This window comes from Brucella daejeonensis, assembly GCF_014199265.1.
Lineage (GTDB): Bacteria > Pseudomonadota > Alphaproteobacteria > Rhizobiales > Rhizobiaceae > Brucella > Brucella daejeonensis.
Window position 1 is genome coordinate 302,772 of record NZ_JACIJG010000002.1, and the last position, 15,446, is coordinate 318,217.

The following is a 15,446-nucleotide window of genomic DNA, read 5'->3' on the forward strand; positions in this document are numbered from 1 at the left end:
GAGCGATGCCTGCTTCGGTTCAATATCTGAATTCGGTTTGGAGGCCTGTGGCGCATGACGATGGACGGCAGAATGCTTTTCCTGCTTGTCCTTCTTCCATTTCTCGGCAGCGCCATAACGGGACTTTTCAGAGGTGCGGATCGTAGCGGTTCCGCCTGGTTCACGGCGGCGATTGCACTTGTTGCCTTTGTGGTGACTGCGAGCCTTTATCCCATCGTATCCGACGGCAAGGTCCTGCGTGGCACAATAGAATGGCTCCCCGCCTACGGTCTCAATGTCACGTTTCGCATGGACGGCTTTGCCTGGCTTTTCGCCATGCTCATTACGGGCATCGGATTGCTGGTCGTCATCTATGCGCGCTATTATATGTCACCCGAAGACCCGGTTCCCAGGTTCTTCTCGTTCCTCCAGTCCTTCATGGGCGCGATGCTCGGCGTCGTCCTGTCGGGGAACCTCATACTGCTCGCCGTGTTCTGGGAGCTTACCAGCATCTTCTCGTTCCTCCTGATCGGCTACTGGCACCATAATGCCAGTGCCCGCGATGGTGCGCGCATGGCGCTGACCGTGACGGGTATCGGCGGTTTCTGTCTGCTCGCAGGCGTGCTGCTGCTCGGCCATATCGTCGGCAGCTACGATCTCGACAAGGTGCTGGCGGCGGGCAATGTCGTGCGTACGCACCCGCTTTACAGCGTCGCACTGGTCCTGATTCTGCTTGGCGCCTTCACGAAAAGCGCGCAGTTTCCGTTCCATTTCTGGCTGCCCAACGCTATGGCGGCTCCCACACCCGTCTCGGCTTACCTGCATTCGGCCACCATGGTGAAGGCCGGTGTGTTCCTGCTCGCCCGCCTGTGGCCGGTTCTGAGCGGCACGGAAGAATGGTTCTGGATCGTCGGTTCGGCGGGACTGATCACGCTTCTGCTCGCGAGCTTCTTTGCGGTTTTCCAGCAGGACCTCAAGGGTCTGCTCGCCTATTCGACCATCAGCAATCTCGGTCTGATTACCGTGCTGCTCAGCCTCGGTAGCCCGCTTGCAGCCGTTGCCGCGATTTTCCACATGGTCAACCATGCGATTTTCAAGGCGTCGCTGTTCATGGCGGCCGGCATCATCGATCATGAAACCGGTACGCGCGACATGCGTAAATTGAGCGGCCTTCTGCGGCCCATGCCCTATACGGCTACGCTCGCCATGGTGGCGAGCGCGGCGATGGCCGGCGTGCCTTTGCTCAACGGCTTCATTTCCAAGGAAATGTTCTTTGCCGAGGCGGTCGAAACCCATTTGGCGTCGTGGCTCGACACGATCACGCCCTATGTGGCCACCGTCGCGAGCGTCTTCACAGTCGCCTATTCGGTGCGCTTCATCTATTCGACCTTCTTCGGACCGTCGCCGCACGACCTGCCGCAAGAACCGCATGAGCCGCCGCACTGGATGCGCCGCCCGATCGAACTTCTCGTCCTGCTCTGCCTGCTGATCGGCATCGTGCCGGGCCTTTCCATCGGCCCGTTCCTGCATTCGGCGGTGCTGTCGGTACTTGGCAGCGCGACGCCCGCATATAGCCTGTCGGTCTGGCATGGCCTCAACCTGCCTTTGATGATGAGCATCGTCGCCATGATCGGCGGCGTTCTCCTGCACTGGACGCTGAAGAACTATCTCATGACGAGCGAGGATGGCCCGCCGCTTTTCCGGCATCTTCAAGGGCAGCGCATCTTCGAACGTGTTCTGGTCACGCTGTCGTGGAACTGGGCGCGCAAGGCCGAAGCCTTCCTCAGCACCCGTCGCCTTCAGCCGCAGCTTCGCATCGTGGTTGCCATCGCCGTCATTGCAGCCGCATGGCCGCTTTTTGCCGCCGGTTTGCAATCGGGAGCGCTTGGTGTCCAGCCGGTGGACCCGATTTTCGCCGGTCTGTGGCTGCTTGGCGGCGCCTGCGCGATAGGGGCAGCCTATCAGGCAAAATTTCACCGGCTGGCAGCGCTTGTCCTGCTCGGCGGCGCGGGTCTGATCACCTGCATCACCTTCGTCTGGCTCTCCGCGCCGGATCTTGCCGTGACGCAGTTGCTGGTCGAAATCGTGACCACCGTGCTGTTGCTCCTCGGCCTGCGCTGGCTTCCCAAACGCTGGGAAGATCCCGATCCGATGCCGGTGCGGGTCGGGCCGCGTATCCGTCGCTATCGCGACCTGCTGCTGGCGGTGGCCAGCGGGGCAGGGGCAGGTTTCATCGCCTATGCCGTCATGACGCGGTTGCCGCCCAGCAGTATTGGCGATTATTTCCTGGAAAACGCCTATTCGGGCGGTGGCGGCAAGAATGTCGTCAACGTCATTCTGGTCGATTTCCGCGCCTTCGACACATTGGGAGAAATTGCGGTGCTTGGCGTCGTCGGCCTGACGGTCTTCGCGCTTCTGCGTCGTTTCCGCCCCGCGCCCGATACCACCGGTTCGACCGCGCAGCAGAAAATTCAGGATGCCTATGACGAGGCAACGCCCGACCGCAAGGCAGGCGAAACTTTGGCCGACTATCTGGCTGTGCCGTCGGTCATCATGCAGTGGCTGTTTCCCGTCATCATCGTTTTCGCCGTTCACCTGTTCTTGCGTGGGCACGATCTGCCGGGCGGCGGTTTCGCGGCGGGCATCGCGCTCGCAATCGCATTCCTGCTGCAATATCTGGCCTCTGGCGCGCGTTCGGTCGAGGATCGCCTGCGTATCCTTCCGCTGCGCTGGATCGGGCTTGGCCTGTTCTTCGCCGCCGCCACGGGCGCTGGTTCCTGGCTGTTCGGCTATCCATTCCTGACAACCTTCTTCCAATATACGGAGATACCGCATATTGGAAAAATGCCGACCGCAAGCGCATTGTTGTTCGATCTTGGCGTCTTCACACTGGTCGTCGGTGCAACGGTTCTCGTGCTGATCGCTCTCGCGCACCAGTCGCTGCGCAAGCATCGTGTCGAGAAACTCGCCGCAACGAAGGAGGAGAACTGATGGAACTCGTTCTCGCCCTTGCAATCGGCGTGCTGATGGCCTCCGGCGTATGGCTCGTCCTGCGCCCGCGCACATTTCAGGTGGCGATCGGCCTGTCCCTGATTTCCTATGCGGTCAATCTCTTCATCTTCTCGATGGGGCGTTTGCGCACCAATGCAGCGCCGGTGCTCGATTCCCGCGTTGATATTCAGGCTGCGCAATATACCGATCCTGTGCCGCAAGCGCTCGTTCTGACCGCCATCGTCATCGGATTTGCGATGACTGCGCTTTTCCTTGTCGTGCTGCTCGCCTCACGCGGGCTGACGCGTACGGACCATGTGGACGGCAAGGAGAACCGGTGATGGACTGGAAAACGCACCTCATCGTTGCTCCCATTGTCCTGCCGCTCGTGACAGCAGCGGTGCTGCTGCTGTTCGATGAGCGCAAGCGCAGGCTCAAAATGGCGATCAATTCCATCTCGACGCTTGGCCTCATCGCAATCGCCGTCACGCTTGCAGGCATGGCGACCGAAAAGGCTCCGGACGCTTTTGTCTATTTGATCGGCAACTGGCCGGCCCCTTTCGGGATCGTGCTCGTACTGGATCGTCTCGCCGCGCTGATGCTTGTGCTGGCCAGCCTTCTCGGCATGGCCTCGCTCAGTTTTGCACTGGCGCACTGGCACAAGGCCAGCCCTCATTTCCATACGATTTTCCAGCTCCTGCTGATGGGCTTGAACGGCGCCTTCCTCACGGGCGACCTGTTCAATCTCTTCGTATTCTTCGAGGTCATGCTGGCTGCATCCTACGGGCTTGCCCTGCACGGGTCCGGGCCAGCGCGTGTCAGGGCCGGGATGCACTATATTGCCGTCAATCTGGTCGCGTCGTCGCTGTTCCTGATCGGCGTGAGCCTGATCTACGGCGTCGCCGGCACGCTCAACATGGCGGATCTCGCCCGGAAGATTTCGCAAGTCGCGCCCGAGGACCGCATGTTGCTCGAAGCGGGGGCGGCAGTACTCGGCGTCGCCTTCCTCGTAAAGGCCGGGATGTGGCCCCTCAATTTCTGGCTCGCGCCGACCTATACGGCTGCGGCCGCGCCCGTGGCGGCGGTGTTCGCCATCATGAGCAAGGTCGGTATCTATGTGCTCCTGCGCCTGTCGCCGCTGATGTTCGGCATCGATGCTGGAACGTCCTACGGGTTCGGCAATGACTGGCTCTATTTCGGCGGCATGGTCACGCTGGCCTTCGGGCTGATCGGGGTTGTCGCGTCGCAGGCGATGGGGAGGCTGGCAAGCTACAGCATTCTGGTCTCTTCCGGCACGCTTCTCGCCGCCATCGGCAGCGGCAACGCCGCCATGACCGGAGCCGCCCTTTTCTACATGGTCAGTTCGACACTCACCATTGCCGCCTTTTTCCTGCTCATCGAACTCATCGAGCGCGGGCAGGACGCAGCCGCCAACGTTCTCGCCGTTACGATGGAAGCTTATGGCGACGAGGAGGAGGAAGAAGAGGAAGACGAGGTGGGAGCGGTGCTGCCAGCCACTCTTGCCGTGCTTGGCACCCTCTTCGGCATCTGCGCGATATTGCTTATCGGCCTGCCGCCATTTTCCGGCTTCATCGCCAAATTCCTCCTGCTCGCGGCGGTGTTCAATGGCGAGGGCGCGACGCCCCAACTCGCAATGCCGGTCAGCCCGGCAAACTGGGTATTGGTTACGCTGATCCTTCTGTCCGGCCTGTCCGCGCTCATTGCAATGACGCGTACCGGCATCCGCACATTCTGGGCGTCGCTCGAAGGCAATGTGCCGCGGGTTCTGGTCCGTGAAGCGGTTCCTGTCGCGGGGCTTCTGCTGATCTGTCTGGCGCTGACGATCGGAGCCGGTCCGGCCATGCGTTACATGGATGAGACCGCCCGTTCCCTGCGCAATCCGCAAGCCTATATCGGTAGCGTGCTGAACGCGCCGCGCGCAGGCGTGCAAATGGAGGAGGCAAAATGAAGAAAATCATGCCTTATCCGCTTCTGTTCGTCGCACTGATCGTGTTCTGGCTGCTTCTGAACGGCTTTACGCGGGCGCAGTTTCTGCTCGGCGCCGTCATAGCGCTCGCCGCCTGCCTGTTCATGACAGCCTTGCAGCCTCAGAAAAACCACTTTCGTTCGATCCCGACGATATTCTGGCTTTTCGGGGCGGTGAGCTATGACATCCTGCAATCCAATATCGCCGTTACGGGCATCATCCTGTCCCGCAAGCGCAAGCGCCGCCCCGGCTTTGTCGTGATACGGCTCGACCTGCAAAATCGCACCGCACTTGCCGTTCTGGCCTGTATCGTAACCGCAACGCCCGGCACCGCCTGGGTGGACTATAATGCCGCCCAGCAGGAACTCACCATCCATGTGCTCGATCTTGAAGACGCGCAGGAATGGCGGGATACGATCAAGCACCGGTACGAGCAGCCGCTGATCAGGATTTTCGGGACACAAGACCTGGTGGAAGAGGAGAAATCCGCATGAGCGCAGTCATTGTCTTCTGGTCCCTGCTTGCCGCCCAGCTCATGCTTCTCGCCGCAATGGCATGTGCGGTCTATCGTCTGCTGGCTGGCCCGCGCGCGCAGGACCGCGTTCTCGCGGCCGACGCGCTTTATCTCAATTCGCTTCTGCTCCTGCTGACCTTCGGCATCCGCACCGGCAGCGTCATTTATTTCGAGGTTGCCCTGATCATCGCCCTTCTCGGCTTCGTCTCGACAGTGGCGCTGTCCAAGTTCCTGATGCGCGGGGAGGTGATCGAATGATCCATGCCGCCGATCTTCCCCTATGGTGCGCTATCGCCATTTCGTTCTTTCTGGTCGCAGGAGCCTTCCTGACGCTCGTCGGGTGCATAGGGCTGGTCCGGTTCAGGACCTTTTACGAGCGTATTCATGCCCCGACGATCGGTTCTTCCTTCGGGGCGGGTGGAATCCTGATCGCGTCGATCATATTTTTCTCCATCTTGCAATCGAAGCCGATTCTGCATGAAGTGCTGATTGCCGTCTTTGTGATCGTCACAACGCCGGTAACGCTCATGCTGCTCAGCCGCGCCGTGATCCATCGCGACAGGACGCAGGACAGCAAGGAGCTGCCTTCTTCTTCCGATCCGTTATAGGGTCTATTGCGAACCGCTCGTAACAGATCCTGGTTCGGTGAACATGGTGCTTGAGGGTGCGAGAGGGTGGAGAACGTGCGTTTTCCGTCTGCTCGAAATGGGGATTTGGCCGCTCTTTGAGAAAAGCAGCGGCACAGCGTTCCGGGCAGGCCGGCGAGCTGTTTTGGAGTTTGTTTCAAGACCGGCTATCCTGACATGCGGAAACATCATCTGCCTTTTGCCGAATCCTCGGCCCGACTGACACCGTATCGCGGACCGGAAGCTGCGGTTTGCCATGTTTCAGGAGCATTTGGAGGAATGCCCCGCGAGTAACCTCTGGCTGCGGCCAATTGTCCATTCGAGCTTTCGCTCGGGACATCTGGATTGAAGGTCGATGCTAATTGAATTATCTGGATTTCAGTAATTTCTGAAATTTCAGAATTTACGGGAGAGAGAATTTTGGAATTGTCGCCAATCGTTCAGTCGTTTGTGCTCCATTTTGGAGAAATGGGCAGCCGGTGGGGCATAAACCGCACGGTCGGGCAGATATATGCGCTGCTTTACGTGTCGCCGCAGCCTCTTTGTGCAGACCAGATCGTCGAATCCCTCGGCGTATCGCGGTCGAACGTGTCCATGGGCATACGTGAACTGCAAGGCTGGAACCTTGTTCTGTTGAAGCACATTCCCGGTGATCGTCGCGATTTTTTCACGACGCCCGACGATGTATGGCAAATCCTGCGTACGCTTGCCGAGGAGCGCAAGAAACGCGAGATCGATCCGACGCTCTCCGTGCTGCGCGAGATTCTCATGGAGCGGCCGGAAGGCGATAGCGACGTTTATGCACAGGACCGCATGAAGGACATGTACGGCCTGATCGAGCGGCTGACCAACTGGTACGACGACGTCAAGAAGCTCGATACCGACCGGCTGACCAGCCTTCTGGCGCTCGGTGCCAAAGTGACCCGTTTTCTTGAGACCACGGACAGGATCGTGGCTCTGGGGCGCGGGCGAACATCGGCCAAAAAGGAGCCTAAGCGAGAGTGACATCCGTTGTCCCCCGAACGGAATCATTGACGGCAGAAGACGGCAAGGCGGCAGGCGACGGAAGACATTCGCGCCGCTCGCAACGTCGTCCTGTTCCGTCCTTGCTGAAGCGGGGGGCATATCTTCAGGCAGCCGCAGCCCTTTTGTGGCTGCCTCAGGCGGGCATTCTTGCCTATGCAATCGGTCGACTGGCCGATACCGGTTTTGACAATTCCATCTATTATGGCGCGGCAGGCATGTTCCTGCTCGGTTGCCTGCGCAGTCTCCTCGACAGCGCCGGGGCTGCAAAGGCGTTCGACGCGGCGAGGGAAGAACTTTCCCGGCTGCGTGTGCAGGCTGTCGCGGCCCTTGCACAACGCTCGCCTCTGGATGCAACGCGGCCGTCCTCGGGCGAAACCGCAAGCATTCTTGCCGAACAGGCGGAGATGGTCGTTCCCTATCTTTCCCGTTACGTGCCGGTGCGCATCCGCGTCATGCTGGTTCCGCTGGCGATACTTGGCATCGTGCTCTGGCTTTCCTGGGCTCCCGCGCTCATCCTGATTGTTGCCGCGCCGCTCATCCCGATTTTCATGGCCCTGATCGGCTGGCGCGCGAAAGCGGCTAGCGAAAGGCAACTCGTTGCTCTCGGCGGTATGAACGGTTTTCTGCTCGACCGCCTGCGCGGCCTTGCCACCATTCGCACATTCCACGCGGTGGATGCGACGGCCAACCGCTTGCGCGAAAATGCCGAGACATTGCGCTCCAGGACCATGTCCGTCCTCCGCATCGCCTTTCTGTCCTCCGCGGTTCTGGAACTCTTCGCGGCCATCGGCGTCGCGATGGTGGCGGTCTATATCGGTTTTCATCTGTTGGGGCAGCTCGATTTCGGTGCCTGGGGCCACAAGCTGACGCTTGCGGAAGGCTTGTTCATCCTGCTTCTGTCGCCCGCTTTCTTCGAGCCGCTTCGCGATCTTTCCGCCGTCTGGCACGACCGCGCGGCGGGCGAAGCCGCCATCGATGCGCTGGAGAAACTCGCAGAACATCCAGTCACCATTGTCGGCGGTACGAATATGTCCGCTTCGCGCGCCACCAATGCTCCCTCGATTGCGCTGCACGATGTCGGCTTTGCCTATGCAACCGGGGCCAATGTTCTTGAAGATTTCAATCTCGACATCGAACCGGGCGAGCATGTGGCGCTGCTGGCGCCAAGCGGCTGCGGCAAGTCCACCATTCTTGCGCTGATCGCCGGTCTGACGACACCACAAACCGGCACGATCAGGATCGCCGATACGGAAATGACTGACGACACGGCTGCGGCTCTTCGTTCACGGATGAGCTGGATCGGCCAGAAGCCGCATATTTTCGCGGGCTCCGCCCGGCAGAATATCGTTCTCGGTCGGGAAGCCGACGCCGCAACCATTCAGACAATCGTCGACGACATGGCGCTAGGCAACGTCTTCGGTGTCACCGGCAACAGCCTGATCGGGGAGAACGGCGCCGGAATTTCGGGCGGCGAGGCATTGCGTCTGGCGCTGGCGCGTGCCGCGATCGATCCTGCCGCCGACATCATTCTGGCCGACGAACCGACCGCTCATCTCGATCAGGAGACGGCGACAGTCATTGCCGACAGTCTGACGAGGCTTGCCCGGAACCGGACGCTGGTCGTCGCGACCCATGACGAAGCGCTCGCGCGCAGGATGCATCGCGTGATCCGCCTCGACGGCGATGCGGAAGACGCTTGCCTCTGGCAGAGGAGGGCAGCCGAATGAAGGGCCTTGACGCATTGCGGCCTATCCTGCTGCTCTTTTTCCGCATCAGGGGCAGGGCGCTTCTGGCCGGCATCGCGACCGCGACCGTCACCGTGCTCGCAGGGATTGCCCTTCTGGGCCTTTCGGGCTGGTTCATCACCGCAACGGCCATTGCGGGCCTAAGCTTGACCACGGCAGTGGTGTTTGACGTGTTTGCACCCGCCGCCGGTATCCGCCTGCTGGCGATCCTGCGCACCGGTTCGCGCTATCTCGAACGGCTCGTCACGCATGATGCAACGCTGGCAATTCTTGCCGCGCTCCGCGAAAAGCTGTTTCGGAGCTGGGCGCGCCCCATGGCAGCAGAAACACTTTTGAAGCGTCCCGCCCGTCTCCTGTTCCGGCTGACCGCCGACATAGATGCACTCGATTCCCTTTATCTGCGCGTTCTCGTACCGGCTGGCGCTGCGGTCGCAACGGCGCTCGCAGCAGGGATAGCTCTTGGCCTGATGAACCTCCTTTTCGGACTTCTGGTAATGTCCGTGCTGGTGGTGACGGGGCTGGGAATTCCGATAGCCGCGGCGAGACGCGCGGAAAAGCCGATGCGCAGACGCGCCAAGGGCACGGAAGCGCTGCGCGCGCGCGCCGTCGATCTTGTTGCCGGGCAAACCGAACTTCTGATGGCGGGGCGGCTTGAACATCAGAAACTGGCGCTTGCTCGCGCCGACACGTACGTCGCGACCTCAGACCGCCAGCTCAATCGTATCGAGATCGCAGCAGGCGCAGGTTTCGGCATGGTTCATGCCGCGCTGCTTGCGGGCGGTCTCGTTGTTGTCGGCCTGCTGGTCAATGCTGAAGCCGTGAGCGCGCCCGTTGCAGCCCTCGCATTGCTCATCATTCTGGGGGCGATGGAGCCATTTTCGGCATTGCGGCGCGGCGCAATGGAACTTGGACGCACGGTTCTGGCCGCAAAGCGTATAGCGCCGCAATTGCAGGCAGACGAGGAAATCGTGCCGCTGCAGCGTCCCGACAAGGGGGAGGCGGTCAGCCTGAAGAAGATAACCATCCGTCGCGATGGCGCGCCGCACGACGCCTTGCGGGCTGTCGATCTCGATATCGCGGAAGGCGAATGTGTGGCTATCGTTGGCACGAGCGGTGCAGGAAAATCAACGCTTTTCAATATGATAGCGGGAGAACTTCCCGTTCAAAAGGGCAGCGTTGCGGCCTTGCCTGCCCGTCTTCTCACGCAGCGGACGGAGTTGTTTCAGGACAGCCTGCGCGACAATCTCCTCCTTGCACGGCCCGGTGCTGCTGACGCGGAACTGATGGAAGCCATGCAGGCTGCGGGTCTGGGCGCCTTCGTCAGCTCCCTTTCGGGCGGGCTGGACACCGCGCTGGGCGAGGGAGGTCTGGGGCTTTCGGGCGGGCAGGCACGCCGTCTGGCGCTTGCACGCCTTTTCCTGACCGATGCGCCGCTCTGGCTGCTCGATGAGCCTACGGAAGGTCTCGACCGGGCAACCGCGGAAGATGTGCTTGGCCGCCTGAAACAGCGGCTCGGCTCACGAACGCTCCTGATCGCCACGCATATCCGGCGGGAGGCGCGCATTTGCGACCGCATCATTGTTTTGAATCAAGGCATTCTCGTCGAAACCGGGAGTAAGGGATCATCGAGATTCGATGAAATCCTTGAAGCCATGAGGTGAGTGACGAGCATCGGGCCGTTTTGCGGTTCATGTCGGCGAATTGAAGCGGGTAGGCGGTTTTCACGAACCACCCGCTTTCATAAGGGGCAGCCTCGAAGCGCTGCTCATAACACCAGGAGGGCCGGATTACCGGCTTAAAGAGATGGAACTCGATATTGTTTCCCTGTCGCGGTTGCAGTTTGCGATCACGGCGCTTTATCACTTCCTCTTCGTACCTCTGACCTTGGGTCTCTCCGTGATGCTGGCCATCATGGAAACCGTTTACGTAATGACGGGGCGACTCATCTGGCGGCAGATGACGAAATTTTGGGGTACGCTGTTTGGCATCAACTTTGTCATGGGCGTCGCTACGGGCATCGTGATGGAGTTCCAGTTCGGCATGAACTGGAGTTATTACAGCCATTATGTCGGCGATATCTTCGGTGCGCCGCTCGCCATCGAAGGCCTCATGGCCTTCTTCCTGGAGGCCACGTTCGTCGGTCTTTTCTTCTTCGGATGGGATCGCCTCTCGAAGGTCGGACACCTTATGGCGACCTATGCGGTCGCGGCAGGGTCCAACTTCTCGGCATTGTGGATTCTCATTGCCAATGGCTGGATGCAGAACCCGGTCGGCTCGGCGTTCAACCCCGAAACCATGCGCATGGAAATCACCGATTTCTACGCCGTTCTCCTGAACCCGGTCGCGCAGGCGAAATTCGTCCATACGGTTTCCGCAGGCTACGCCACGGCATCGATGTTCGTCCTCGGCGTATCTGCCTGGTATCTGCTGAAAGGGCGCTCGACCGAACTGGCCAAGCGTTCGATGACGATCGCCGCATCGTTCGGTTTGGCCGCATCGCTCTCCGTTGTCGTTCTGGGCGACGAAAGCGGCTATCTGACGAACGAACACCAGAAGATGAAGATCGCGGCTATCGAAGCCATGTGGGAAACCGAGCCAGCTCCTGCCTCCTTCACCGCATTCGGCTTCCCGGATCAGGAAACGCGCGAGACGCATTTCGCCGTTCACATTCCCTGGGTCATGGGGCTGATCGGCACGCGCTCGCTCACCACGCCGATCCAGGGCATCGATGAACTGGTCCAGAGCGCGGAAAGCCATATCCGCAACGGTATCGTCGCCTATGACGCCTTGCAGAAAATACGCGCCGCTGGCGACACGAATGCCGTGCCGCAGGACGTCAAGGACGTCTTCGCCGACAACAGCCAGTGGATGGGCTATGCGCTCCTGCTGAAGCGTTACGTGGACGATCCGCGCAACGCCACCGACGCGCAGATCACCCAGGCGGCGAACGATACCGTTCCCGGCGTATTGCCGCTGTTCTGGTCCTTCCGCATCATGGTCGGCATCGGGTTCTTCCTGATCCTGCTGACGGGCACTTTCTTCGTGCTGTCCGCGCGCCGTGCGCTCGACCACTATCCGACGCTGCTCCGGGTCGCCGTATTCGCGATACCGCTGCCATGGATTGCAGCCGAAATGGGCTGGATCGTCGCCGAGTTCGGCCGCCAGCCCTGGATTATCGAAGGCATATTGCCAACGGCGGTCGGGGTCTCCAACCTCGGAGCTTCCGTCGTGCTGCTGACCATTCTGGGCTTTGTGGCGATCTATACGGTTCTTTTCATCATCGAAATGGGCCTGATGCTACGCGCCATCAAGGCCGGACCTGAACCCGACAGCAAGCCGGAAGCCATACTCGCCCCGGCCAGCATCGCACCTGCGGAGTAAGGATCATGATACTCAGCGAATTGTTGGACTATGAAACCCTGCGCCTCATCTGGTGGGTGCTGCTCGGCGTCTTGCTGATCGGCTTTGCCGCCATGGACGGTTTCGACCTCGGCGTCGACATCCTGATGCCCGTCATAGGCAAAACCGATGTGGAACGGCGCATCATCATCAACACGATCGGCCCGGTATGGGAAGGCAATCAGGTTTGGCTTATCCTTGGTGGCGGCGCCATCTTTGCCGCCTGGCCGCCGCTTTATGCGGTGTCCTTTTCAGGCTTCTACCTGGCAATGTTCGTCATCCTCTTTGCCCTCATCCTGCGCCCGGTCGGTTTCAAATACCGCTCGAAGCGTGACAGTGAGGCATGGAGAAAGGGTTGGGACTGGGCGCTGTTCATCGGCGGTTTCGTACCGGCGCTGATCTTCGGCGTAGCCGTCGGCAACGTCCTTCAGGGCGTTCCCTTCCGTCTGAACGACGATATGCAGATATTCTACGAAGGGTCGTTCTTCGGTCTGCTCAATCCCTTCGCGCTGCTTTGCGGCGTGCTTTCAGTGACCATGCTTTCCATGCACGGCGCATCGTGGCTGGTATTGAAGACAACCGGAGACGTTCAGGCACGCGCCCGGTCATATGGCAGCATCGCGGCCATTCTGACGCTGGCGCTCTATGTGCTGGCGGGTGTCGTAAGCTGGCTCTGGGTTTCGGGATACAGGATCACGAGCGCCATTGTGACTGATGGCGTCTCCAATCCGCTGCGCAAGACCGTCGAGCTCGATCACGGCGCATGGTTCGCCAATTATACGAACTATCCGATCCTGCTGATTGCTCCGGCGCTTGGCATTCTGGGCGCGCTCGCCGTCCTGATCGCCCTGCGCGGCGGTCGCGAACTGGCGCCGCTCCTGTTCGGCAAACTGTCGATCTTCGGCGTCATTTCATCGGTCGGCGTGTCGATGTTCCCGTTTATTCTGCCGTCGTCCATCGACCCCCGTTCGAGCCTGACGGTGTGGGATTCGTCGTCCAGTCATCTGACGCTGTTCATCATGCTGGTCGTGACGATCATCTTCCTGCCCATCATCCTTGCCTACACTTCCTGGGTCTACAAGGTCCTGTGGGGCAAGGTGGACAAGGGCATGATCGAGGACGAGAGCAACCACGCCTATTGAGCCTTGCGAAGCGGTTCCATCCGCTGGAACTGCTACGGCTATTTGTTCACGCATTCTCCGGCGCGCAATCATTCATTGCGTCCACGGAGAATGTCAGGATGGAAAGGAAAGAAAATGTGGTATTTTTCATGGCTGCTGGGGCTTCCGCTTGCTGCGGCCTTCGCCGTGCTCAACGCCATGTGGTACGAGTTGATGGACGATCGGGCACGCAAGCGTCTTGCAACCGACCCGACAGCGGAACTTGCCCGCGAAGGCAACAAGCACCACTGATACATTCAAACGGCCCGGGAAACGGCCGAGAAACGGGCCGTTTTCCTGACAACTCCGTTCAGGGGTGCGGTATCGTCAGTTCCGCGACGAAATCGTAGGCATCGCCGCGATAGAGCGATTTTGTGAATTCGACCACGCGGCCGGATGGAAGATAGGAAATCCGCTCGATGGACAGGCCCGCATCGCCTTCCGTCACGCCCAGAATATGCGCGTCAGCTCCCTTGATATTGCAGGCGGATATACGCTGCACGGCGCGCACGGGCCGAAAACCCGCCCGACCGAGTTCGGCATAAAGCGACCCCCTGACCGCATCGGGATCGGGCAGGATTTCACTTGAAAGGCTTGCCCGCTCGATAGCGAGCGGCAGTTCCCCGGCCATGCGCAGGCGGCCAAGGCGCGCGACGCGCATCTCCGACGAGACACCCAGCTTCATCATTTCTTCCGGCGAGGGATAATAAAGCCCACGTTCCAGCCATTTGGACTGGGTCGCGACGCCACGGCGCGCCATATCTTCGGTAAAGGATGTCAGCATCGAGAGCGATTGCTGCACCTTTTCGGCAGGACGCACGACGAAAGTGCCTGAACCGTGGCGACGTACCAGAAGTCCGGCCTTCACGAGATCGTCCACGGCCTTGCGCACCGTGACGCGGCTGATATTGGCATATTCGGCGATGTCCCGTTCCGGGGGCAGGGCTTCGCCATCTACCAGTTGCCCGGCGCGGATCGCGGCTTCCAACGACTGACGCAGTCGCATGTAGAGCGGTCCGGCGCCGCTCGAAGGAGTTGAACCCTGCAGGTTTTTCGGCAGGAAGGCGCTGAAATTTCCGCTCATTCATGCCCCCTTCCGCTTTGCGAGCCATAGCGCTTGAGCGCAAGCTGTAACGCTCCCGTCAGAGCGTCGGCGGACGGCTTGACCAGAAGCGCCTGCTGGTGCGGCGGCAGCCATTCCACATAGAGTGGAGCCATGCCGCCAAGCAGGCTGATGCGTTCCGTACCCCGGGCGATCAACACATCGAGCGTCTCGCTGATATAAGCTGCCGACCGCTCCAGAAGCATACGGGCCGTTTCGTCACCCTCACTGGCATATTGAAAAACGCGAGGAGCATATTTGCCGAAATCGCCCGGTTTGGCTGTCCACGCGAATTCGACCAGATTGTCGGGATTGTTGCCGAACTCGTCCAGAATGTCCGTCGTCAGCGGGCTGCGCGGATGAATGCCGTCATGCACGAGCAGGCTTTCCTGCAAAAGGCTCTGGCCAAGTCGTGCGCCGCTGCCAAGATCGCTCAACGGAAATCCCCAGCCGCCAACCATGTGGATTTGGCCTTCGCGCCGCATGATATAGGCCGTGCCGGTGCCGAGAATGGCAACTGTTCCGTCCTGATCGCCCAGCGCGCCCTGCAAGGCAATCACCCCGTCGAATTCCACATTGGAATGCGCGAAGGGAAGCGCCTGCTCTATCGGCGTACCCGCGCCCTCGACATTTCCGCCCGCGAGCCCAAGCACCGCATGGCTGGCCGCATAATGCGCCTTGCTGAGACCGGCATCGTCAAAAGCATTGTCGATGGCCTTGGTGACATTGACCAGAGCCGTCTGCGGATCGGTAACGATATTGGCCGAGCCGCTGCGCCCCGAACCGAGAATCGCACCGTCGCCACCTGCCACCACAGCGCGGCATCCCGTGCCGCCGCCATCGACGCCAATGAAGAATTCAGTCATGAAGATACCTCCATCACGAAGATACCAAAAAAATACCATTAACCAAGCGAT

At 60.3% G+C, this 15,446-nt stretch carries 14 protein-coding genes; 12 read left to right on the forward strand and 2 right to left on the reverse strand.

The window, feature by feature from the left end:
• Positions 1-54: 54 nt before the first annotated feature.
• From FHS76_RS03720 to cydX, 12 genes are all read left to right on the forward strand, one after another.
• On the forward strand, positions 55-2,970 hold the full coding sequence (locus FHS76_RS03720) for a monovalent cation/H+ antiporter subunit A (RefSeq protein WP_183648255.1): 2,916 nt from the start codon (positions 55-57) through the stop codon (positions 2,968-2,970).
• Positions 2,970-3,311 carry a Na+/H+ antiporter subunit C gene (locus FHS76_RS03725; RefSeq protein ID WP_183648258.1) on the forward strand — a complete coding sequence of 114 codons (342 nt, stop codon included), beginning with the start codon at positions 2,970-2,972 and terminating at the stop codon, positions 3,309-3,311. The genes FHS76_RS03720 and FHS76_RS03725 overlap by 1 nt, the downstream gene beginning before the upstream one ends.
• The gene (locus tag FHS76_RS03730) at positions 3,311-4,939 is read left to right on the forward strand and encodes a monovalent cation/H+ antiporter subunit D (RefSeq protein ID WP_183648261.1); all 1,629 of its coding nucleotides are present in this window, start codon (positions 3,311-3,313) and stop codon (positions 4,937-4,939) included. Before FHS76_RS03725 ends, FHS76_RS03730 begins: the two co-directional genes overlap by 1 nt.
• The gene (locus FHS76_RS03735; protein ID WP_183648264.1) at positions 4,936-5,451 is read left to right on the forward strand and encodes a Na+/H+ antiporter subunit E; all 516 of its coding nucleotides are present in this window, start codon (positions 4,936-4,938) and stop codon (positions 5,449-5,451) included. The genes FHS76_RS03730 and FHS76_RS03735 overlap by 4 nt, the downstream gene beginning before the upstream one ends.
• A complete protein-coding gene (locus FHS76_RS03740) occupies positions 5,448-5,729 on the forward strand; it encodes a K+/H+ antiporter subunit F (protein ID WP_183648267.1) in 282 nt (93 codons plus the stop codon). Before FHS76_RS03735 ends, FHS76_RS03740 begins: the two co-directional genes overlap by 4 nt.
• Positions 5,726-6,079 carry a monovalent cation/H(+) antiporter subunit G gene (gene mnhG, locus FHS76_RS03745; protein ID WP_183648270.1) on the forward strand — a complete coding sequence of 118 codons (354 nt, stop codon included), beginning with the start codon at positions 5,726-5,728 and terminating at the stop codon, positions 6,077-6,079. Before FHS76_RS03740 ends, mnhG begins: the two co-directional genes overlap by 4 nt.
• A 438-nt stretch (positions 6,080-6,517) precedes the next feature.
• Positions 6,518-7,102, forward strand: a complete 585-nt coding sequence (locus tag FHS76_RS03750) for a GbsR/MarR family transcriptional regulator (RefSeq protein WP_183648271.1) — start codon at positions 6,518-6,520, stop codon at positions 7,100-7,102.
• Entirely contained in the window at positions 7,099-8,850 is a 1,752-nt protein-coding gene (gene cydD / locus FHS76_RS03755) for a thiol reductant ABC exporter subunit CydD (RefSeq protein ID WP_183648274.1), read from the forward strand. The genes FHS76_RS03750 and cydD overlap by 4 nt, the downstream gene beginning before the upstream one ends.
• Positions 8,847-10,529 carry a thiol reductant ABC exporter subunit CydC gene (cydC, locus tag FHS76_RS03760; protein WP_183648277.1) on the forward strand — a complete coding sequence of 561 codons (1,683 nt, stop codon included), beginning with the start codon at positions 8,847-8,849 and terminating at the stop codon, positions 10,527-10,529. Before cydD ends, cydC begins: the two co-directional genes overlap by 4 nt.
• A 142-nt stretch (positions 10,530-10,671) precedes the next feature.
• Positions 10,672-12,249, forward strand: a complete 1,578-nt coding sequence (locus FHS76_RS03765) for a cytochrome ubiquinol oxidase subunit I (protein ID WP_183648280.1) — start codon at positions 10,672-10,674, stop codon at positions 12,247-12,249.
• 5 nt (positions 12,250-12,254) lie between these two features.
• Positions 12,255-13,409, forward strand: coding sequence for a cytochrome d ubiquinol oxidase subunit II (gene cydB / locus FHS76_RS03770; RefSeq protein ID WP_183648283.1), 1,155 nt, complete (start codon positions 12,255-12,257; stop codon positions 13,407-13,409).
• Between the two features lie 114 nt (positions 13,410-13,523).
• Entirely contained in the window at positions 13,524-13,679 is a 156-nt protein-coding gene (gene cydX / locus FHS76_RS03775; protein ID WP_183648286.1) for a cytochrome bd-I oxidase subunit CydX, read from the forward strand.
• Positions 13,680-13,737: 58 nt separating this feature from the next.
• On the opposite strand, the gene FHS76_RS03780 is transcribed toward cydX, so the two are convergent.
• Both FHS76_RS03780 and FHS76_RS03785 read right to left on the reverse strand, forming a co-directional pair.
• The gene (locus tag FHS76_RS03780; RefSeq protein WP_183648289.1) at positions 13,738-14,511 is read right to left on the reverse strand and encodes a GntR family transcriptional regulator; all 774 of its coding nucleotides are present in this window, start codon (positions 14,509-14,511) and stop codon (positions 13,738-13,740) included.
• Positions 14,508-15,395, reverse strand: a complete 888-nt coding sequence (locus tag FHS76_RS03785; RefSeq protein WP_183648292.1) for an N-acetylglucosamine kinase — start codon at positions 15,393-15,395, stop codon at positions 14,508-14,510. The genes FHS76_RS03780 and FHS76_RS03785 overlap by 4 nt, the downstream gene beginning before the upstream one ends.
• Positions 15,396-15,446 lie beyond the last annotated feature (51 nt).

What these genes read in the sequence shown, in the direction of transcription:
- FHS76_RS03720 (WP_183648255.1), top strand. Translation starts at nt 55, where the DNA reads ATGACGATGGACGGCAGAATGCTTTTCCTGCTTGTCCTTCTTCCATTT.
- FHS76_RS03725 (WP_183648258.1), top strand. Translation starts at nt 2,970, where the DNA reads ATGGAACTCGTTCTCGCCCTTGCAATCGGCGTGCTGATGGCCTCCGGC.
- FHS76_RS03730 (WP_183648261.1), top strand. Translation starts at nt 3,311, where the DNA reads ATGGACTGGAAAACGCACCTCATCGTTGCTCCCATTGTCCTGCCGCTC.
- FHS76_RS03735 (WP_183648264.1), top strand. Translation starts at nt 4,936, where the DNA reads ATGAAGAAAATCATGCCTTATCCGCTTCTGTTCGTCGCACTGATCGTG.
- FHS76_RS03740 (WP_183648267.1), top strand. Translation starts at nt 5,448, where the DNA reads ATGAGCGCAGTCATTGTCTTCTGGTCCCTGCTTGCCGCCCAGCTCATG.
- mnhG (WP_183648270.1), top strand. Translation starts at nt 5,726, where the DNA reads ATGATCCATGCCGCCGATCTTCCCCTATGGTGCGCTATCGCCATTTCG.
- cydC (WP_183648277.1), top strand. Translation starts at nt 8,847, where the DNA reads ATGAAGGGCCTTGACGCATTGCGGCCTATCCTGCTGCTCTTTTTCCGC.
- FHS76_RS03765 (WP_183648280.1), top strand. Translation starts at nt 10,672, where the DNA reads ATGGAACTCGATATTGTTTCCCTGTCGCGGTTGCAGTTTGCGATCACG.
- cydB (WP_183648283.1), top strand. Translation starts at nt 12,255, where the DNA reads ATGATACTCAGCGAATTGTTGGACTATGAAACCCTGCGCCTCATCTGG.
- cydX (WP_183648286.1), top strand. Translation starts at nt 13,524, where the DNA reads ATGTGGTATTTTTCATGGCTGCTGGGGCTTCCGCTTGCTGCGGCCTTC.
- FHS76_RS03780 (WP_183648289.1), bottom strand. Translation starts at nt 14,511, where the DNA reads ATGAGCGGAAATTTCAGCGCCTTCCTGCCGAAAAACCTGCAGGGTTCA.
- FHS76_RS03785 (WP_183648292.1), bottom strand. Translation starts at nt 15,395, where the DNA reads ATGACTGAATTCTTCATTGGCGTCGATGGCGGCGGCACGGGATGCCGC.